15 protein-coding genes are annotated in these 15,707 nt (G+C 66.8%); 11 read left to right on the top strand and 4 right to left on the bottom strand.

The annotated features are described in order from the left end of the window. Positions 1 to 86: 86 nt before the first annotated feature. From BU198_RS25205 to BU198_RS25155, 11 genes are all read left to right on the top strand, one after another. Positions 87 to 1,169, top strand: a complete 1,083-nt coding sequence (locus tag BU198_RS25205) for an AAA family ATPase (protein ID WP_188299152.1) — start codon at positions 87 to 89, stop codon at positions 1,167 to 1,169. 266 nt (positions 1,170 to 1,435) lie between these two features. Further along, positions 1,436 to 1,807 carry an HNH endonuclease gene (locus BU198_RS25200; RefSeq protein ID WP_188299151.1) on the top strand — a complete coding sequence of 124 codons (372 nt, stop codon included), beginning with the start codon at positions 1,436 to 1,438 and terminating at the stop codon, positions 1,805 to 1,807. A gap of 181 nt (positions 1,808 to 1,988) precedes the next feature. Then, entirely contained in the window at positions 1,989 to 2,636 is a 648-nt protein-coding gene (locus BU198_RS25195) for a cell envelope biogenesis protein OmpA (protein WP_188299150.1), read from the top strand. 349 nt (positions 2,637 to 2,985) lie between these two features. Then, the gene (locus BU198_RS25190; protein ID WP_188299149.1) at positions 2,986 to 3,729 is read left to right on the top strand and encodes a hypothetical protein; all 744 of its coding nucleotides are present in this window, start codon (positions 2,986 to 2,988) and stop codon (positions 3,727 to 3,729) included. A 16-nt stretch (positions 3,730 to 3,745) separates the two neighbouring features. Beyond that, positions 3,746 to 4,033, top strand: coding sequence for a hypothetical protein (locus BU198_RS25185; RefSeq protein ID WP_188299148.1), 288 nt, complete (start codon positions 3,746 to 3,748; stop codon positions 4,031 to 4,033). Beyond that, positions 4,030 to 4,332 (top strand): hypothetical protein, encoded by a 303-nt coding sequence (locus tag BU198_RS25180; protein WP_188299147.1) that lies wholly within the window; start codon positions 4,030 to 4,032, stop codon positions 4,330 to 4,332. Before BU198_RS25185 ends, BU198_RS25180 begins: the two co-directional genes overlap by 4 nt. 226 nt (positions 4,333 to 4,558) lie before the next feature. Continuing rightward, positions 4,559 to 4,744 carry a hypothetical protein gene (locus BU198_RS25175; RefSeq protein ID WP_188299146.1) on the top strand — a complete coding sequence of 62 codons (186 nt, stop codon included), beginning with the start codon at positions 4,559 to 4,561 and terminating at the stop codon, positions 4,742 to 4,744. Then, positions 4,741 to 5,451, top strand: coding sequence for a hypothetical protein (locus BU198_RS25170; protein WP_188299145.1), 711 nt, complete (start codon positions 4,741 to 4,743; stop codon positions 5,449 to 5,451). The genes BU198_RS25175 and BU198_RS25170 overlap by 4 nt, the downstream gene beginning before the upstream one ends. After that, positions 5,444 to 6,127: a hypothetical protein gene (locus BU198_RS25165; protein WP_188299144.1), complete on the top strand. Its 684-nt coding sequence runs from the start codon at positions 5,444 to 5,446 to the stop codon at positions 6,125 to 6,127. Before BU198_RS25170 ends, BU198_RS25165 begins: the two co-directional genes overlap by 8 nt. Positions 6,128 to 6,323: 196 nt before the next feature. Beyond that, the gene (locus BU198_RS25160) at positions 6,324 to 6,731 is read left to right on the top strand and encodes a hypothetical protein (RefSeq protein WP_188299143.1); all 408 of its coding nucleotides are present in this window, start codon (positions 6,324 to 6,326) and stop codon (positions 6,729 to 6,731) included. Further along, positions 6,724 to 7,236: a hypothetical protein gene (locus BU198_RS25155; protein ID WP_188299142.1), complete on the top strand. Its 513-nt coding sequence runs from the start codon at positions 6,724 to 6,726 to the stop codon at positions 7,234 to 7,236. Before BU198_RS25160 ends, BU198_RS25155 begins: the two co-directional genes overlap by 8 nt. Positions 7,237 to 7,419: 183 nt before the next feature. On the opposite strand, the gene BU198_RS25150 is transcribed toward BU198_RS25155, so the two are convergent. The 4 genes from BU198_RS25150 to BU198_RS25135 all read right to left on the bottom strand — a co-directional run bounded on the left by BU198_RS25150 (position 7,420) and on the right by BU198_RS25135 (position 15,614). Continuing rightward, positions 7,420 to 7,800, bottom strand: a complete 381-nt coding sequence (locus BU198_RS25150) for an HU family DNA-binding protein (protein WP_188299141.1) — start codon at positions 7,798 to 7,800, stop codon at positions 7,420 to 7,422. 133 nt (positions 7,801 to 7,933) lie between these two features. Then, a complete protein-coding gene (locus BU198_RS25145) occupies positions 7,934 to 8,299 on the bottom strand; it encodes a hypothetical protein (protein WP_188299140.1) in 366 nt (121 codons plus the stop codon). Between the two features lie 42 nt (positions 8,300 to 8,341). After that, positions 8,342 to 10,066 (bottom strand): hypothetical protein, encoded by a 1,725-nt coding sequence (locus BU198_RS25140; protein WP_188299139.1) that lies wholly within the window; start codon positions 10,064 to 10,066, stop codon positions 8,342 to 8,344. A 1-nt stretch (position 10,067) separates the two neighbouring features. Next, entirely contained in the window at positions 10,068 to 15,614 is a 5,547-nt protein-coding gene (locus BU198_RS25135; RefSeq protein ID WP_188299138.1) for a hypothetical protein, read from the bottom strand. Positions 15,615 to 15,707 lie beyond the last annotated feature (93 nt).

The raw sequence follows: 15,707 nt of genomic DNA, 5'->3' as shown, positions 1-15,707 counted from the left end.
AGCACAGACCCGCGAGCCCACAACGGGCCCGGCACCACACGCTGTCCTCTCCACCCACTTGCTCCCGCGAAAGCGAGGAATTCTCCATGCCCGCATCCACGATCGTCTCCTCAGGCGGAGAGTTCCGCCTCTATGGGGACTCCGTGCAGACCTTCGCCGATCTGCCCGTGGCCACCTACACGATCTCCTTCTCCCCGATGGACGGCTACAGCCTGCGCCAGACGGATCCGCTGGCATCCGCCGAAGAGACCGTCTACGGCAGTCACGTCTCCCGCGTACAGCGGATCGTCACCGGCTACGCCGCCATGGACCGCTCGCTCGGCGTCATCCTCTCCGGCGACAAGGGCATGGGCAAGAGCCTCATGCTCCGCCTCCTGGCTGAGCGGATACGCGAGAAGCACCACCTGCCCACCGTGCTCGTGCAGCACAACACGCCGGGGCTGGCCTCCTTCCTCGACGAGCTGGGCGAAGTCGTCGTCGTCTTCGACGAGTTCGAAAAGATCTTCTCGAACGAGGATGACGAGTCGCAGAACCAGTTCCTGAGCCTGTTCGACGGGCTGAGCACGACGAAGCGCCTCTACATCCTGTCGGTCAACGAGCTGGATCGTGTCAACGACTACATGCTCAACCGCCCCGGACGCTTCCACTACCACATGCGCTTCTCCTACCCCGAGCCCGACACAGTCGCCACCTACCTGCGCGACCAGGTGCCCGGAGTGACCGAGAAGCAGGTGGCCGAGATCGTCGACTTCTCCCGGAAGTACGACATCAACTTCGACCACCTGCGCGCGATAGCCTTCGAGCTGCGCCTAGGCGAGCTGTTCGCTGAGGTGATCGGTGACCTGAACATCAAGCGCAGCGAGAGCGCCGGCTCGCGGATCGAGGCGCACATCACCTGGAAGAACGGCGGCACCGACGTCTTCGACGGTCGTATCGATCTGTTCAACAGCGACAGCCTGCAGACCATCAACGACTGGGACACCAGTATCGGGCTGCACTTCCACATGCGCGACGCCGTCCCGTTTGAGGACGGCTACCTGCTCCCGGACGGCGCCTTCACGCTCACCGACCTCCGTGACGAGGACGACAGGTCGCCCGACGACAAGAAGGACCTGCGTGCCGCCACAGTGACCTTGCGCCGTCGCCCGAAGTACTCCATCGACTTCTGAGGACGTCCTCAACCGAACCGCCCAGGAGCGACTGCGGTCGCCTCGGCGGTTCGGTGTCCGGCTCAAGCGCTCTTCCTGTACAGAAAGCAGCCTTCGACTAAGCCCACGCACCGCATCGCCTCCGAGCCCGACCCCGGCGCAGAGCATCGTGAGCTCCGGACGGCCAGCTTTCGCCTCGGCAAAACCCGTCTCATCACGGTCGTCGGCTCCGAGAACCTGTCCTGTGCGACCAGACGTGAGCTGATCGCCTTCGGCAACGACCCGCAATGAATGCCATGCAGCCTGACCCGACTGTGCTGCTCTCCTGCCTGGCCGTTGCTGCGCTCGGCATCCTGTGCCTCGCCATGGGCGTCGGCCGCACGCGGCGCTGGCGGGACCCCACCAGGTTCTTCGGCTGGGGCCAGAAGCAGCAGCTCATCCACCAGACCAACGGCCGGTGCGAGCACACGCCGCCCCTGTGGTTCCGATGCCCGGCAGAGGGGACCGAAGCTGACCACGTACACCCCTGGAGCCGCGGCGGGCCGACTGAACTGTGGAACGGCCAGCTGCTCTGCCGCCAGCACAACCGGCGGAAGTCCGACCGCGTGCCGAGCCTTCTCTACTGCAGGCGTCTCGCGCGCCGGTGCCAGAAGTACTGACCACCCCGAGTGGCGGCGGGTCCGCTTTCCGCGACAACCGCGAGCTCTCCACCTGCGAGGCGCCGCGTTTCGACGAGGAGACCTGCCGCTGCTGGTGTGGCGTGTCCGTGTCGTAGCCCCACGGCTGGCCAGGCAATGACGGCGGCCCACCCCACCCACGTGACACATAAGGAGACGACCGATGACCACACAGCTGCCGGTCCCGACACGGTGCGCGGGCCGCCCAACCCTGGGCGGCCTGGTCGTCCCGTGGATCACGCTTCACGCTGGTGACCGGTACCTGTTTGGGGCGCTCGACAAAGACCGACGCGACCGGGCACTGGCCGAACGGCGTTGCCAAGTCTGCGGGCAACGCTTCGATGAGCGGATCTGTCTCACGGTGCGGCCTGCCGATATACGAGTCGGGTACACCGCTGAGCCCGGCATGCACCCCGAATGCCTCGCGTACAGCGTACGTGCCTGTCCGATGTTGTCAGGGGAGACCACCCGCTACCGGGCCGCGCCCGCGACGTTGGGCCTGCCTGGGGTCGCCGAAGCGGGCAACGAACCACGTGCCGGGCGTCCCGCCGACGCATTCGATGCGTGGTGGATCACACCCAGCTCGTACCGTGTGAAAACCGACCCGGAGCACGCCAGCCAACTGCTGGGCGTCGATCTGGACGTACCCGTGCTGCGCAAACGGCCCATTCGCCCGGCAGTGGGGCCGGACCTTGACAGCCTGCTCACCCTCGCCCGCCAGGCTCTCGGACTCGAAGACTCCACATCCAACTGCCCGCATCAGCCCGACGGCGCACTCCAGCCGCGCAACGCCGCAAAGGAGAGCGACTAATGGCCATCCCCCGGCAGTTCGCGATTTCTGAAGCGCTGATCCGCCGGAACCCGCGGGCTGAGGTGTGTAAAGGCCAGCCTAGGAGGTCGGATTCACGAATCCCAGGTTGCTCTCCCTGGAGCATGCCGTGAGTCCCCGCGTCTGTCGCGGGGGCCGTAAGCGGCCGATCCCGTTTGACTGCAGGTTGGGTGCCGAGCACTCAGGCGCCTGTAGCCCCTTCACTCACCGGCCCAGCCCGCCCCACCATCCTGACGATCACGTCGCTCTTCTCGTGATGAGCAGGGGCGATCGTCAGGGCTGGTCGGCGCCACGACCCACTAGTTCCCCCATCCTGAAGGAGCAGACCGCCATGGGCACGAGCATGCTCATCGCCGCCATCGCCTTTCCGGCCGAACATACCGAGCCTCCGAACTTCGACCGCGGCCGCCAGTTGCTGGAGCGGATCGAGGATCCCACACTCTTCAACTTCGACGACTCCCAGATCGAGCTGGAGCTGCTGCTGACGGGCCTTGACAGCGAGGCCGACCTCGTCGGCGAGGATGGTGTGGTACTCATCGAGTATGCCCGGCGCGCCGGTCTCGCCATCATCGGCAACCTCGAGAAGGCCCTCGAGTCCCGAGAGACGACCTGCCTCACTGCCGCCTACTACAGGATCTACATCTCAGGCGGACTCACCAACGGCGGCTGCCCGACGAATGCGGCCCAAGCCATCTGGAACGCCTACAAGCTGCCCGAGAGCGTGCTGCTGGCCATGGGCTTCGCCCCCGACCATGAGCTGCCGCTCTCGCGCGCGAACGGCAGCGGAGACCATACGCCCCTCACCGATACCGACGTAGTCGACGCGATCGCGCTCGGCATCGGCACCTCGCCGGACTGGTCCGGTGCAGACACGCTCGAATGGATCGCCGACGTCATCGGCAAGGTGCGCAGCCACCCCGGAGGCTGCGATCCCCGCGAATACCAGGGCGAGTTCACCGAGAAGCACGCCGTCGATCCGCTCGACGACAGCTTCCTGGCCATGTACGTCAGCGAAGCGACCGCCGAGGTCGACGGGGATCCCCACCCTCGGCCGGCCACGGCGATGTCCCGGTGACGGGAGAGGCACTGTCGTGACGCGCTTCCCGCTCCTCCGGCTGCTCGCCCAAGCCTTCCTGAGCTGCGTGACGGGAGCGCTGGTCGTGAATGGCGTCTGGCTCGTGGTCGCGGGCGAGATGCCGTCGCCGATGACGGGTCTGGTGTGCGCGCAGATCGTGACGACCGCGTGGTCGCTCGTCCGGGCCGTCCGCTTCCGGCGCAAATGGCAAGCAGTCCTCGACTCCTACAACAAGCCTGCCCTGGGCGAAGGCATCGACATCCCGCACCGGCCGCCAGCCGACAACAAGGAGGACAGCCCGTGAACGCCGAGCAGTGGCACGCCCCGCACCCGATCGGCACGCCGGTGGTCGCATACCCCGGTGTCCGCCCAGAGCACCCGCTCGCGGCCGCGGTCCGGAAGCGGCAGGCGGACGGTCGATTCCTGGACGAGGCCGACGCGGACCTGTGCCGCGCCCTGACGACCGTCACGCGTACTCCGGCCTGGACGCTCGGCCACGGCGACCCCGTGGTGTCCGTCGAAGGCTACCCGGGCGGCATCCACCTCACCCACATCGACGTGATCGTGGAAGCCCTGTCCGAGGCGGCAGTGTCCCATGGCTGACTACACGTTCAAGACGGTCACCCACAGTGTGTACCGCTGAATCATCTCCGCCTCCGGACCTTGGGGCGCAGCCGGGGGAGAGATCAGCAAAGCGTGTGTCGAGGCCACCGACGCATACCGGGAGACGTACGAGCTCACCAGTACACAGCCGATCCCCGGAGATGCCCTCCGCTTTCACGTCCGCGACGACGCCATCGTCATCGAAGTACACCACCGAGGAATGAGCATGACTAAGCGAATCGACCTCAAGCCCGCGCGACCGCGCGCCCCCCTGCGACCGCTGCGCGACTCGTCGTACTGGGGCGCCGGCATGGGCGGCATCTTCACCCGCTACCGCATCGCGCTGAGCCCGAGGCTCTACCGGGGACACCAGACCCAGCGCATCGAGGCGTCTGAGGTGGTGCCAGCATGAGCCGCCGTCCGGCCCAGGAACCAGCGATCGACGCGGAGCGCGGCGGTGAGATCCACCCCGCCTTCGGCGTTGCGGTTGTCACGCGACGAAGCGGAGGAGGGCGTTCGCTGTTCCAGTCTGACCTGCGCCACAACGAGACCGTCTCGCTCTCCGTCCGCGAGGCCGTACGCAAGCGGGACCTCAACCACGACTGGGTCCATCCGGGCAGGGAGCTCGTGGAGATCGAGATGAGCCTTGCACAGTGGGGCTCACTGGTGTCCTCCATGGGTCTCGGCAGTGGCGTGCCGGTCACCATCCGGAGCACTGAACGGGACGCCTTCGTGCCCGAGATCCCACATCAGCCCCGTACCGCCGAGAACCTGCGGGAGGTCCGGGAGGTCACCGACCGGATGTACGCCCGCGTCAAGGAGGCCACGGCGGCGCTGCGCGAGGCGATCCACGCGAAGAAGGGCGTGAGGGCCACCAAGGAAGCGCTCGGCGCGCTTGAGAACGCCGTCGCCCATGTGGGCAGCAACGCCCAGTTCGCCGTCGACTCGCTGGTGGAAGCCGGCGAGCAGGTCGTCGCCCAGGCCCGCGCCGACATCGAGGCCCATGTCCTGGAGGTCGTCCGGCTGACGGGCGCCGAGCCCTCCATCGAAGCCCCGCCATTCGATGCCCCGGCGCTGCCGGGGCCCATTGCCAGCGGAGGTGAGCCCGCCGATGCCTGAAAACGGCGTGCCCGACAAGCTGTTCGATGCAGACGATCACACCCTGGCCAGCCGCTCCGTCTGGATCGTCCGGGGCAGTGGACTCATTCGTGCCCCCATGGTCGGCGACGTCGTCCCCGAGCCCTTCTCAGCTCCCCTCCGGAGGCCGATCGGAGTAGCAGCCTCGACACAGAGCGGAACGCCGGTGATGAACGCACTCGCGGCCATGGGGACGCCGCGCCGGCCCCGGGCTGTCATCGTCGACATCGACGGGACGGTCGCCAAGAATGTGCTGTCCGACGGCACGATGCTGAGGGGCCATCACGAGTACAGCCTGGTGGTCCGGGATCTTCCCAACCTGCCGATCATCGAGACGGTGAACGCGCTGCGTGACGCTGGTCACCAGATCATCTTCTGCTCCGGCCGACCCGAACGTGACGACCGGGGGTACAGCGTCCGTGCTGCGACCCGGCGCTGGCTGGGCCGGCACCTGGGGGAGTGGGCTGACGATTCCCTGCTGCTGATGCGTGGCCAGGGGGACAGGCGGCTTGACCACGTGGTCAAGCGCGAGCTGTTCAACACTCACATTCGTGACACCTGCGACGTCCTCCTGGCCCTGGACGACCGTGACCGAGTGGTGGCCCTGTGGCGCTCACTCGGCATCGTCTGCCTGCACGTCGGCGAGGGGAACTTCTGACGTCCCGACCGCCCATCCAACAGGACCCGTGCTCCGGTCTTGCACGACGCGAGGTTGCAGCGCGGTCTCCTCTTTCTCCTTCCTGGTCCGCCTATCGGAGACGGAGTGATCCATCAATTGCCACCCATCGTGACTCGACGAGAAACGTCGGATTCGAGTCGACACCAAGCTATTTCAGGATGAGTAGACTGAAGGAATGACTCACAACAGCAATGCCCACGACAATGGAACTCCCGACGCCGACCTTCCGAGGTTCCCCGTCAATGTCGTCCCGGCCGATCAGCTCGGGCGCGAGGATCTCGCCACTATCCTGAACCTCTATCGCCGCGGCCAGGTCACGCCGCTGATCTTCGGAGACGACAACAAGCCCGAGGCCGCGATCATCCCCTTCGCTGCGTTCGTGCGCCTCATGAAGTACGACCACGCGGCCCACGTCCGCGCTGAGGGTGCTTTCCAAGCCGAGATCTCCCGTCGTATCCAGGAGTCCGACGCCAGCGGCGAGGCGGGCATGACCGTCGAAGAGCTCGCCGAGAGCCTCGGCCCGCTCGGTCGGCATTGGGCGGAAGAGCATCGTGCTGACCCTCAGGGAAAGCGTGATGAGTGAGCGTCGGCTTCTCATCCGACTCCTGCCGACGGCCGGTCTCAAGCAGGACCTCCAGGCGCTCCATGACGCTGCGGTGATGCACCCTCATGGGTCGGAAGACCGGCTCCTGAGGGTGGCTCTCAATCAGCTGGGCCGGATCAAGCAGGGCGCGCCGAGTACGCACCCGCTGGAGTACATGTCCAGTTATCCCGACCTCTCCGATTGCGAGACCACGTACGTCGGCGCAGATCCGGGTACAAAGCCCTCGCACCGGATCGTCTGGCGGGAGCGCGCGCCCCAGCGTCCGGGCGAGCCCGTCACCCGCGAGATCATCGCCCTTGGCGAACGTGCGGATGGGCAGGCCTACTACATGGCCGGCCAGCGTCTGGGTCGCCCTGTGGGCTTCACTCTTGCCGAGCTGGCTGCGCAGCGCGAGCCGATCGCAAGTTCCTCGCGACCCCGACAGCGCTCGATCGGAAGTCTCGACACGTCATCCACGAACGAGCCTGACTTCCAGTTCGAGTGACCTGTACCTCGCCTGTACCTCGCAGAGGCCGGCATGTTCATCGTCCTGGTCATCGTGCTCGTGCCGGTCTTCGCCATCGTCGACAGTTGAGCCTTGCAACTGGGCTCGTCCCGCCAGAAAGAGAACCCCCGTGATGCCTGCTTGGGCATCACGGGGGTTCTCACTTTTGCCGGTTCTTCGTGTCTACGGTGCGGCCCGTAGCTCACGATCCTCAGTGATGTTCTCGAACTCGTCGGCATCCTCGATCGCCCCGTGGGTATCCGGTGAGATGTCGTCCTCGTTGCCCCCCAGCCGGCGGTTGAAGCTGCTCGATGCGGAGAACTTCAGAACCACGTAGTCGTCGACGTTGCTCTTGCCGAAGCGCACCTTGTGGCCCTTGTGGTCCTGTCGGTAGAAGCGGCCGAAGCTCGTGAGCATGACCGCCTCCCCGCAGCTGACCGCCCCCGTGAGTTCACCGAGCAGCGACTCGTACACCTTGTTCACCACCCGGATCGGCAGCTCGCTACGAGTCGCGACCCGCGAGATGAACTCGCGCTTGCTGACACGCGGATTCGTCGTCTCCATGCCTACACCCTGCCCCTATCACCGTTCACGCCGCCGTTTCGCTTATAGATCAGTCTAGCGAAGATAAGCACGAGCCGAGAAGGGTGGTTGAGCTTTTCGAGTGCACTCACAACGTTTATGTCGACTCATTCGACTAGAGCTCCAGATCTGGCTCGATCTCCTCTCGGCCGTCCTTGGGCTCATAGTCGATCGACTCGATGATGTTCCGCGTGTACGGATCGTGGCGCTGGTTCACGACCTTGTTGTGGGACTCCTCGAACCGCTGCTGCGCCGCCACGCGGTGGGCCGCGTCGAGCTTCGCGCCGATGTTGCGCTCCCCGAACTCCACCATCGAGCTCAGTGACGACTTCGCGCCATGCTTGATCGCGTTGGCGTGCGGCTTGTTCTGCGCCCGCTGCTGCTCCCATCGGCTCCGGTCCTCCGGCGTGACGTAGCCGAACATCCGCGCGAAACGAGATCCGAACCTGACCTGCTGTTCCTCACTCTGTTCCTGGCGCATGACCCCTCCTCCTGCTCCTTGTTCGCGTTTCTCGGATCGTCCTCAGGCGGGCTGGTAGTCCTCGGAACCGGCCTCATCCTGCGGGCTGGCTTGCTGCTCGGCCGACGGACCAGTAGGGCGCGACTGCGGCGTGCGCCGCTGCTCCTCGAAGAAGACACCCGGGTCGTCGACCGCGGCCTGCAGCGTCTGCTGCCAGTTCTCTCCGAGGCTCCGCTGCAGCTCGGCCTCAAGATCCGGGTACTTCTCGTTCACTGCCTCCATCGCATCGACGTACGCGTTGGAGTAGACCCGCTGCCGGTCCTCGGGCGGCAGGCCGTCGATGTCCATGCTCGCGATCATCACCTCGGACTGGTCCAGGCGGTGCTGGAGTATGTCGGGCAGCCCGCTGGTGTCCAGCCCCTGTTTCTGTGCCGCGAAGCCGACCAGGTAGCCGAGCATGGTGCCCCCGTAGCCCTCTTGGTCGCCGCGGCCCATCGCGTCGAGCAGCGAGGTCCTCATCGTCTCGGCGAGCTGGATCTGGTGGGCGTCCGCGTCCATGGGTCGGCGTAGCGTGAACATCGCGTCCTCGGGCAGACGCCGGCCCAGCTGGTCGTCGAACTCCCCGCTCCACACCGTACGGACACGGTCCGAGCCCGCGATCCGCTCCTCGTGCGTCGGTGCCTTGACGATCCGGCCGTGGGCCACGCCGTTGAACATCGTGCGCAGCTCGGGCTCGTACTCCATCCGCTCACCGATGATCCGTCGCGCGCGCTGGACGACCTCCTGGCGCTCCAGGCCGTCCTCACTCGTCTGCTCGTGCAGCCGCTTGCGCATTGCCCGGTAGCTGTCGCGGATCAGGCCGGCGTCCGCGCTCGGCTCACGCATCTTCCAGAAGGCGTTCTCCATGAGTGCGACCTCGGTCATGGCTGCCGAGTCCGGAGTGAACATCTCCCGGTTGCCGCGCTCACGGTGCTGCATGGCGTCGAAGCGCTTGCGCCACTTCTTCGTCAGGTGGTCACGCGGATCCGTGCTGCCGACGAGGCGCTCGCGCCGGGCGTCGCTCGGCACGTCATGGAAGATCCTCTGCCGGTGTGCGATGCCGATCTCGGCAGAGGCGACCAGGCCACGGGTCCTGGTGTCGATGCGCTCCTGGATCTTGTCCTTGAGAGGCTGGAGGTAGCTGTCCATCTCCTCCCTGAAGTCCGGGGCGAGCATCCGCATCGTCATCACCATGCCGACCGCCTGGATGATCGAGTTGGCATTCACGCCGCGCGAGAGCGGCTTGAGACACGACTGCATCATCATCTGCATGTAGACGTGATGCATGACGCCGAGATCCCGCGTCCGCTCCTCGTCGTTGAAGCCAGGCACCAACAGCTTCGAGTCCCGTAGCGAGGCCATGTACTTCTCACCGGCCAGCCGTGTTTCCGCCCGGAGCTTGAGCAGCTGCTCGCGCTGATTCAGGATCTCGCTCTCGTCCTCGGCCCGGTCGACGTCGATCCGGTGCAAGCGCTCACGGTCGACCATCCGCTCCCGGGTCTTCCTACCGAAGAACCCTCGGGTACGGCCCCGGAGACGATCGCGCCAGACGCGCGCACCGTCGGCGTCCTCCGGTCCCGGCTCGCCGATCACTTCAGCGTCGATCGGCTCGTCCGAGCGCGAGTCCGACTTGGCATACGCGCTGCCTCCGGGCTCATCGGCCTGATGCCGATCGTCGCCCACGGGAAGCACCTTGGCCGCGCGCCGACGACCTGGGGGGCCCGTTCCCAGCTCCTTGTACTGTGCCATCTCAATACCCCATCCCGTAGTCGCCGTCGCCCTGCGGCTGGTCGATCTCGATGCTCGGCGTGTACACCCGACGCGCCGCGCCCACGCGCACGGCATGCGCAGAGCGGCGATGCGCGCCGCGAGTGCGGGAGGCATCCGCGTTCTGAGAGATCACGTCGCGCTTGACCACCGAGTCGTCGACAGCGATCACGGCGTTGTCCAGGCTGTGTGTCTCGGCGGCGCCAAGCCGGTCGAGCTGCCGGGACAACTGTGTCCGAGCCTTCCGTGTCCCCGAGGATGCGAACTGCTCGTTCTTCTCGCCTTCGTAGACGCTCTCGCGGTTCCTGGCGGCCTCGACCAGATCGGCGAAGGCGCCGCCATAGGCCATCCGGTCCATCACGGTGCCCCGCAGCGACGCGTCTTCCTCCAAGTTGCGGATGAGGCCGGTCTTCGGGTCCTCCAGCGCACCGGCCACGCGGGCCACATAGTCCGGGTTGACCGTGACTCCGAAGCCCTCCTTGGACTCGTAGAACTCAATGAACTGTTTCTCCCACTCCTCAGCCGTGGCCTGGACGGGCTCACCGTCGAGGAGCGCCGTGCGCCACTGGCCCGGGCCGACGTGCGCGATGCTGCGGCCCCTCCAGAGATCGCGGCCGGGGCCCTGGAGCATCGCGTACTTGTGCCGGGCCTCGGCAGCGTCGTGCTTGGCTTGCAGAATCGACTGGGTCACCGGGTAGGTAACCTCCAGGACGGCCTTGAGGTCCTCGCCGCGCAGCGCGCGAACGGCGCGCTGGCTGAATGAGCCGCCCAGACCGGTGCCGTGGGCCTTGATCGCCGTGGCGAACATCGAGGCTTCCTGGTCGGCCTGCGTGATGCCAGGTGTGCCCTGCGCATCGCCAAGGTTCCGGGCGTAGTCGGTGAGCTTCTTCTCACTCCCCTTGGCACCGGTCTCGACACAGACCTCGCGCACACTCTGCAGGTGCGCCTCGGGATCCGAGAACGTCAGCGCCGCACCGAACTCGCCGCGCTGCGCCTGGCGGTACAGCACGCTCAGCTCCTCCGTCACGACCTGCTGGGCGAGCGTGATGTCCTCCGGCTGCTCTGCGCCCGTGAGCGCCTGCAGCCGGAGCCGGTTCGCCTCGCTCCGCGAACTCTGAAACTCCTCAGCCAGTGCAACGTCCTTGGAGAGTGCGACCTGGGTGTCCAGAGAAACCTGCATGGCCAGCGGGTGCGAGCCATCGCCCTTGACCACGCCGGTGTCCAGCAGGTTGGCAGGCACCGAGAGCTTCGCCAGGGCCTCAGCCTTGGCGGCCTCGCTGTGCAGCTTCACCACCGCGACGGCGTCGCCGTCGAAGTCGCCGTCGAAGCAGGCGTCCATCACCGGGTTGATCGCGGCGCCGGTGAGCCGGTCATCGATCGCGACCCGCATGTAGCGCACGCCGGCGTCACGAAGCACCGGGTCACGCCACACGAGCGCGTGGTCGCCCTCGGCCAGCCCCAGTTGCTCGGCCTTGACCGAGCTGAGCGCGACTTGGTCGACGTCCAGTCGCGGGTCTGAGGTCCACACCATCGTCGCCGAGTCGGTGAGCCGCGAGGCCATCAGCCCGGTCTTGAAGATGTTGTTCTTGCCTGTCAGTACCCGGTTCCGCACGTCGGTCGTGATCGCCTCGAAGGCGCGCTGAGCGCGCGAGACCGACTCACTCATACCGTGGCGCACCTCGACGCGCTTCTCCGCGGACAGGCCCTGGCCGGCGAGCTGCTCGGCCATGTAGCGGTAGCGGCAGGCCTCGACGAAGACGTCCTGGTAGCCGCGGGTGTAGTCGTGCGTGACGGAGGACCCGTCCTCGAACTCCTGGCCGCTGCGCAGATGCGAGGACATCACCGGCAGCTTCCACGAGTTCGCGCTCACCGTCTCGGTTCGCTCACCGGTCGGATAGGTGAGCGGGAACGGAATCTCCATGTCGCCGCCGCGGTCGCCGATGAGGGCGCCGAAGGATTTGCGCATCGCCGTGGCGTTGAGTCCCGGGAGCTGGCCCACCTTGCGGGGCTGGGTGCGCAGCAGCCCGGGCATCGGGATGAACCGGCGCTCGGGGCGCTCGTCGAGGCTTTCGGTCTGGCCGATCACCCGCAGTGTGCCGTCAGCCGCCATGTCCATGCCGGTCACCAGCAGATACTCGCGCAGGTTCGATTCGGCCCCGCTGTTGTGGCCGTAGAACTCGTGCATGATCGCCGGGCAGTCCTGAGACTGGAGGGCCCAGGCCAGCTGGGAGGAGGCCTTACGGCCCTTTCCGGCACGCACCTGCTGGTCGTCGTAGATCTTCGTCTTCTCGTCGACGGCCATGTGGGTGACCACGAAGCGCATTTCGCCCAGGGCATTCGGCCGCAGTTCTCCGTCGGGCGAGCGCAGGTCGGAGACGTTCCCGTTCATCAGTTCGCGGGCCGAGCCCGCGTTGCGCCGGGAGATCAGGCTGAACGGGCTCATCACCACGTCCAGGCCCGGGTTGGCCCGGAACCAGTTGACCTCCTCGACGACATCCTGCTCCTGCGCGTCCTGCAGCAGCATGTCCCGGTCGACGATCAGTGAGATCACGCCCTTGTTGCCGTGCAGGTCCGAGATCTTGTCGCCTACGACGAGATCGCGTTCCCGGCCGCCGGCCCCGCGGATGCGGTGGCGCTCGGCGAACTCCTTCGACACCACGATCGGATCGTCGGCCGTCCAACCACCGAAGGTCATCAGCGCCGTCTTCGCCGGCGCGGTGACCTCAGACGACTGCATGATCGTCGAGGCCGTCATCTGCTGGCGGTCGAACGGGTCGTACCGCAGCGTCTCGAGCTCGGGGAGAGCCATGAGCGGTGCACGCTGTCCGCCCACGCTGTCGTCCCCTGGTGCGATCCGGCCGTCGGCGTCGACCCGGGCTTGAGTGGTCAGGTACCGCACGATGCCCTGGTTGGTCGCGCCACCGGTCATCACCGGGTCGAAGTAGCCGCTGGGCGCGACGACGTTGTTCCGGTCCTTGCCGGTGAGCACCGTCATGTTCCGCCCGCCGGTGAGCCGCCAGGCGTCGAAGCGGTTGTCGTCAGCCGGGTCGGTTCGGTCGCGCTGGGCCCGGTACTCGGCGTAGATCGTCGAGCCTGCCTTGATCTCGTTGGAGTAGCGCACACGACGCGCCTCGGTCTGCAGGGTCGCGGCCGTCCACTCGTCCAGGTGCCCCGTGAGCTCGCCGGTGGACTCGTCGAGCCGGTACGTGGTGGCGCGCTCGATGAAGTCGACCGGGTGCTTGGTGCCGTACAGCTGTGAGTAGACCGCGTTGAGGGAGGAGGGCTCGCCGGTCACGCTGCGTCCGGAGATGAGGTCGCCGGCGATCTGGTACTGGATGCGCTCGTGCATGAGCTGCTCGTAGCCGCGCAGGCGGGTGCGTTCCTCGACCGATGTCGGAGCCTCGCCCGGAGCCTGGGCCGTGATCGTGGCCTCGTAGCCCGGCACGACCAGGGCGTTGCTCCCGCTGGCGAAGGCGGTGGTGACTTCGCCGTACTCGCCGACATCGAAGACCTGACCGATCTCGCCCGAGATCGGGCTCCCCTTGCCGTCACGGCGCAGCTTCTCGCCGCTCCAGCGGATGACGCCCTGCTCGTCGATCAGGATCTCGGAGACCGTCGCCGCGTTGCGCTCGATGCTGTCACGCACGGTGACCCCGACGCGCCGTATGAACGCAGACTCGTGATCGGCGATCGGTACGGAGCGCTCGGCGTTGAAGCGGACGAGCCGGTCCTTGAACCGGGTCGTCTGGAAGGTAGAGCCCATCACCTCGTCGGGGGAGACCCCGCAGCGACGAAGCGCCGAGGCGAGGTTGTCGAGGTTCGACCACTGCCCAGTGGGGCTGGTCATGTACCGTGCCACCCGGTCCGGGTTGAAGCGCTGGTCGACCCACTCGCCGTTGATGTGGTGGGGCTGGGCCTCCCAGGTCCCGATGAGTTCGAAGGGGATGTCTTCGGCGTGCTGTCGGACCTTCTCGACGGCGGTGCCGCCGTAGGCGAGGTTGCCCATCTCGGGCACCTCCCCAGGCTGTAGCTCGCCGATCTCCTCCAGGCGCTCCTGGTACATCTCTTCGGTCGCGCCCGGGCGCAGCAGGTCGCTGTTCGCGCCGGTGAGCACGTCCCAGTATGAGCGCTGAATCGCAGCGACCTCGGCGTCAGCCGAGTACTCCGGCGGCTCGATCGCATCCAGTTGTCCGCCGGTTCTCTCCAGCTCGTCCTCGGCACGAGCAATGAGGTGCTCGACGCCAAGGGCTGCCTGCAGGTTCGCCCGAGCACTCTCGACGGCGGCCTTCGCATAGGCCTCGGCTGGCTCGGCGTCGATGAAGAAGGCCGGCAGCGAGCGGTTCTTCGCGTCCCGGCGCAGCATCACCTTCGCCCCGGGCCGGGGGCCGGACTCGCCGGGGACCGTGTAGTCGCCGACCACGAACATCGACTCGCGGTCGACGTGGTAGCTGTCGGGTACATTCACCACCGTGCGGGCGCGGCCGCGTTCCTGGTGCGTTGTGCCGGTCCCACCGGCGGCGTGCCCCGGCAGATCCGTGCGCTCGACGCGATGGCCCTGGGCGAAGCGCAGCAGCTGGACAGCTTCCGTCGGCGAGGGGGAGTAGACCGCCATGCTGCCGGGGACCCGGTAGTTCGTCGAGTAGCGCAGTACGGTGCCGTTGTCGTAGATCCGGGCCCCGGCGTACTCCTCCTGGCGCGTGTCGATGAGGCGGATCTCCATGCCGGTCCCGGCGATCCTCGCCTTGATCTGGCCCGGCTCGCGGTCGCGCATCACCTCGTAGGACACGCCCTGAGCTTTCAGCTCTTCGAGCAGTGCCGCCGAGCGCGCCACGGCGCGCCGGGACATGAAGCGGTTGCGGTCGACGTGGTTGGTCTGCGGGGTCCGGCCGCCGTCGATGACCCACTCGCGGACCTGGTCGTATTCCCGCTGGCTCATCTTGTCCATCAGTGTGGTGAGTCCGGCGGCGTCGTCGCTCGTCATCGCGCGGCCTGCCTCGAACGGCCTGCCCTCGTCGTCGATGCGCCAGAGCGCCATGTTTCCGCGCCGAGGGTCGGCCAGGGTCTCCACCTCACCGTCGGCCACGCGTCCGATCGTCTCGTCCGGCAGGTGTACCAGCGCAGTCCCGGCGCGCTTCACCGTCGCGCGTTCGGACCAGCGGGGGTCGTAGGGGCTGATCGGCAGCCGGGCCGACTTCGGGTCCACCTGGGTACCGACGCCGGTGGCGCGGGTGAACTCCCGCTGCGACTGCTGGTAGCGCTCGTTCCGCGGGGAGTGGTCACCGAACTGCGGCTCGTAGCCGGCCACCCGCTCGCCGAGTGCCTGGTCGATGGCGGTGAGGCAGTCGGTGACGCCCAGCTGCGGGTCGGCCAGCGCGGTGCCCTGCCGGCCGAGGAGCTCGTCGACCCGGGCGCGGATCGCTTTGGCCTGGGAGATCGGAATGACCTGTCCGGTCTGTTCCCGGGCTTGCTCGACTGCCTTGTAGTAGACGTACTCGTAGAAGTATCTGCGCAGTCCGTGTGCCTTCTTCACTACTAATCAAGCTCCTATGGACACTCGGAGTTGCATAAGTATCCATAGATACTAACCTGTCCATCCAAAGGAAGCGATAGGTCATTCGAAAGG

Source organism: Streptomyces sp. CBMA156 (genome assembly GCF_014596515.1).
GTDB lineage: Bacteria > Actinomycetota > Actinomycetes > Streptomycetales > Streptomycetaceae > Kitasatospora.
The sequence above is the reverse complement of the archived record's forward strand: the minus strand, read 5'-3'. Positions and strand labels throughout refer to the sequence as shown.

What these genes read in the sequence shown, in the direction of transcription:
- BU198_RS25200 (WP_188299151.1), top strand. Translation starts at nt 1,436, where the DNA reads ATGAATGCCATGCAGCCTGACCCGACTGTGCTGCTCTCCTGCCTGGCC.
- BU198_RS25205 (WP_188299152.1), top strand. Translation starts at nt 87, where the DNA reads ATGCCCGCATCCACGATCGTCTCCTCAGGCGGAGAGTTCCGCCTCTAT.
- BU198_RS25155 (WP_188299142.1), top strand. Translation starts at nt 6,724, where the DNA reads ATGAGTGAGCGTCGGCTTCTCATCCGACTCCTGCCGACGGCCGGTCTC.
- BU198_RS25150 (WP_188299141.1), bottom strand. Translation starts at nt 7,800, where the DNA reads ATGGAGACGACGAATCCGCGTGTCAGCAAGCGCGAGTTCATCTCGCGG.
- BU198_RS25140 (WP_188299139.1), bottom strand. Translation starts at nt 10,066, where the DNA reads ATGGCACAGTACAAGGAGCTGGGAACGGGCCCCCCAGGTCGTCGGCGC.
- BU198_RS25160 (WP_188299143.1), top strand. Translation starts at nt 6,324, where the DNA reads ATGACTCACAACAGCAATGCCCACGACAATGGAACTCCCGACGCCGAC.
- BU198_RS25170 (WP_188299145.1), top strand. Translation starts at nt 4,741, where the DNA reads ATGAGCCGCCGTCCGGCCCAGGAACCAGCGATCGACGCGGAGCGCGGC.
- BU198_RS25195 (WP_188299150.1), top strand. Translation starts at nt 1,989, where the DNA reads ATGACCACACAGCTGCCGGTCCCGACACGGTGCGCGGGCCGCCCAACC.
- BU198_RS25190 (WP_188299149.1), top strand. Translation starts at nt 2,986, where the DNA reads ATGGGCACGAGCATGCTCATCGCCGCCATCGCCTTTCCGGCCGAACAT.
- BU198_RS25165 (WP_188299144.1), top strand. Translation starts at nt 5,444, where the DNA reads ATGCCTGAAAACGGCGTGCCCGACAAGCTGTTCGATGCAGACGATCAC.
- BU198_RS25175 (WP_188299146.1), top strand. Translation starts at nt 4,559, where the DNA reads ATGACTAAGCGAATCGACCTCAAGCCCGCGCGACCGCGCGCCCCCCTG.
- BU198_RS25145 (WP_188299140.1), bottom strand. Translation starts at nt 8,299, where the DNA reads ATGCGCCAGGAACAGAGTGAGGAACAGCAGGTCAGGTTCGGATCTCGT.